This is a genomic window from Bacteroidota bacterium (assembly GCA_034723125.1).
In the GTDB taxonomy this organism is placed as follows: domain Bacteria; phylum Bacteroidota; class Bacteroidia; order CAILMK01; family JAAYUY01; genus JAYEOP01.
Genome location: JAYEOP010000318.1, coordinates 1 through 2,681 on the forward strand (window position 1 = coordinate 1; position 2,681 = coordinate 2,681).

General features: G+C 32.4%; 1 protein-coding gene. It reads right to left on the minus strand.

Features of this window, described 5'->3' with window-relative positions; all coding sequences use genetic code 11:
- Positions 1-1,897: PKD domain-containing protein (locus U9R42_08955; GenBank protein MEA3496147.1), on the minus strand; the 1,897-nt coding region annotated here is incomplete at its 3' end.
- Between the last annotated feature and the right edge of the window lie 784 nt (positions 1,898-2,681).

Below are 2,681 nucleotides of genomic sequence, written 5' to 3' on the forward strand. Positions count from 1 at the left end.
AATCATTAACCGAAAAATCTGTAACAGGACTTGGAAAGACAATTATTTCTCTCGTAGCCGTGTCCCTACAACCTTGGTTTGTTTCCTCAATTAAAACCACATTAAAAGTATCTGCAATTAAATAAATGTGTTGTGCTGTATCAGCATTTGATGTGTTGCCGTCTCCGAAATACCATGTTTTTGAAACATTTAAATTTAAGGAATCACTTGGGTTTAAGAATGTGAAGCTGTTTTCGTTGAAGCATTGGGCTGTGTCGTTTATGTTTATTTTTGTCTCCGGCATTGGCTGTACATAAAGTTCTTTGGTTTTTGAGGTTTCGCAACCATAAGATGAAGTAACCGTTAATTTAACATTAAATGTATCAGCAACTAAAAATGACTTTACAGGGTTTTGTTGAAAAGAGCCTGTACTATCCCCGAAATCCCACTCGTAGGTCATGCTACCGTCTATAGCGGTGGATGAATCATAAAAATAAAACTCATTGCCAAGCAAACACTGCGAGTTATCCGCAATACCAAAATTAGCATAAGCATAATTGCTGATTCTTATTTCCCTTTCAAAAGTATCGTTGGTATTATCGTAGAAAATAACTGCATTTGTTATATAAATACCCGTATCTGAATACACATGTTTAGGATAAAACTGCCATGAATAATTACTATCCCCAAAATACCAGTAAACTGAATCAATATTGGAAGTGTCTTTTAAACTGAATGCTGTTGAATCCCCCAAGCAGGTGTTTTCAATTTCTATATCAGGGAGGTAAAAATAGGATTGGAGAAAGGTGGGGAGGGACATTCCAACACCATTATTGAATTTTATAGCTGAATCAACATAATTACAGGCATTACCTTTTAAGTCTGGTTTATTAATACAACCTAAATAATAGTTCGGTCGTGCTAAATATATTTTTTTATCAAGACCTATCTGTAGGCAGTAATAGTCATTACTATAATTATTAATATAAACAGCAAAAAGTGATTGTTTGATTATACTATCTATTCCCGAAGAAATATCTACTTGGTATAGTTGACCAGGGGCACCATCAACTGAAAAATACAAGAATTTTTCATTGTGCGAAAATTCAATACCATAAGTTCTGTCATGACCTTCAACCTGTGGAATACTGTCAATAGTAATGCAATTTGAAACTTTTCCGGTCTTGTTGTCAAAATCAAAAATGTCAACTTCCCCAGTCCTATAAATTGCATTAGCCAGTTTTTTGCTTGAAGGTGAAAATTTCATTTGTCCACCCCCATCACCCCAAACACTTCCGGTATATGTTCCTACTGAAGAAATAACAGGGGTTGTATCTAAACCTGTGTTTTTAAGCAAATATGCTTTTAATTTGTTAGAATTAAAATCCTTAACCAATATCCAAACCGATTTCCTGTTGGCATGTAGAATTGCTGCAATTTTATCATTTACATTTGAACATATTTTCTTGTTTTTCAAAACTATTTCCCCATTTCCATTATCTTTTGTCATATCAAGTATATGATACCAAAAACCTTCGGTTGTAAGGTTTTGCCCCAGATATGGATACTGTACGGTAAAAAGATAATAAATATTAGGATTCCCCCCAGGATGAGGAATAATCATTGGGGATTGATCGCAAGCACTTGAATTATTTAGACCATAACCGTTTTTCAAGGTATCGTGATTTTTATTCCATATTGTATTGCCATTGGAATAAAAAAGCAAATTACCATTTTTGTCCGATATAGTGGAAGTACCCCGTCCCCCATACATCTTACTGTCATAAATAGGAGTGGGACTATTGCTTTCAAACTTCATTCCTTGACAAACTCCAAAATACCAATTTTTAGCCTCTAATTGTGCGTAAGAATTTAACGAAACAGTTATCAAAAAAAATATGATTAATAGTTTTTTCATTTATATATGCTAAATAGAAATATTATTCAAAAGTACGTAAAATAAAATCCATAAAAAAATTGTTTAATTATTTGTTAGTACAATTAAAAGGGAAAAGGTAACGGAAAAATGTAGATTTTTTTTAAATTGTTTGTTAGGGTGCTGGAAATGGCGAAAATTTTAACTTTATATTTTTTAAACTCATCCCTGCCTTCTCTAAAAATAAAGAAGGAGTAAGCGGTAAAGTTAAAATTTTCACAGTATTGTTTGGTATTATACCGAAAGGTTATCATGTAAAAGAAAATAAATTTTCTTAACATGCTAATCCATCGGCATAATACTAGTTTCTTCTTAATTAATTTGATGACGGTTTAGTATTAGTTGTTTTTTACAGAATTGATTTTTCAAAAAATATTGTTGAAAGTTTATCAATGTATCATCCCTCTTTGCTTGCAGAGAGGGACAGGAGAGTGAGTCAAATAAAGTTGCTATGAAAACTCAATTTCAATTTCAACTTTTTATTTATTAGCGATTCCATAATTTGAGTTTTTGCTTCTTTTTTACCTCTTTTGTGTTTTCTCCTTGAGGAGAAATTATAAGGTAAAAACTCAAATTATTACATTGGAAGTTTTAGGATTGGTAATTTGACTTCCGACTGAAGACTGCCGACTTCTTTAATTGAAAGCTCCAAGATACCGTCATTGCGAAGGAAGTATGACTGAAGCAATCTGATGAAAGAATTGTTTATCTGTTGATTTGTTTATTTGATGATCCATACGGACAAGTTTTGTTTATTTGGAATTTG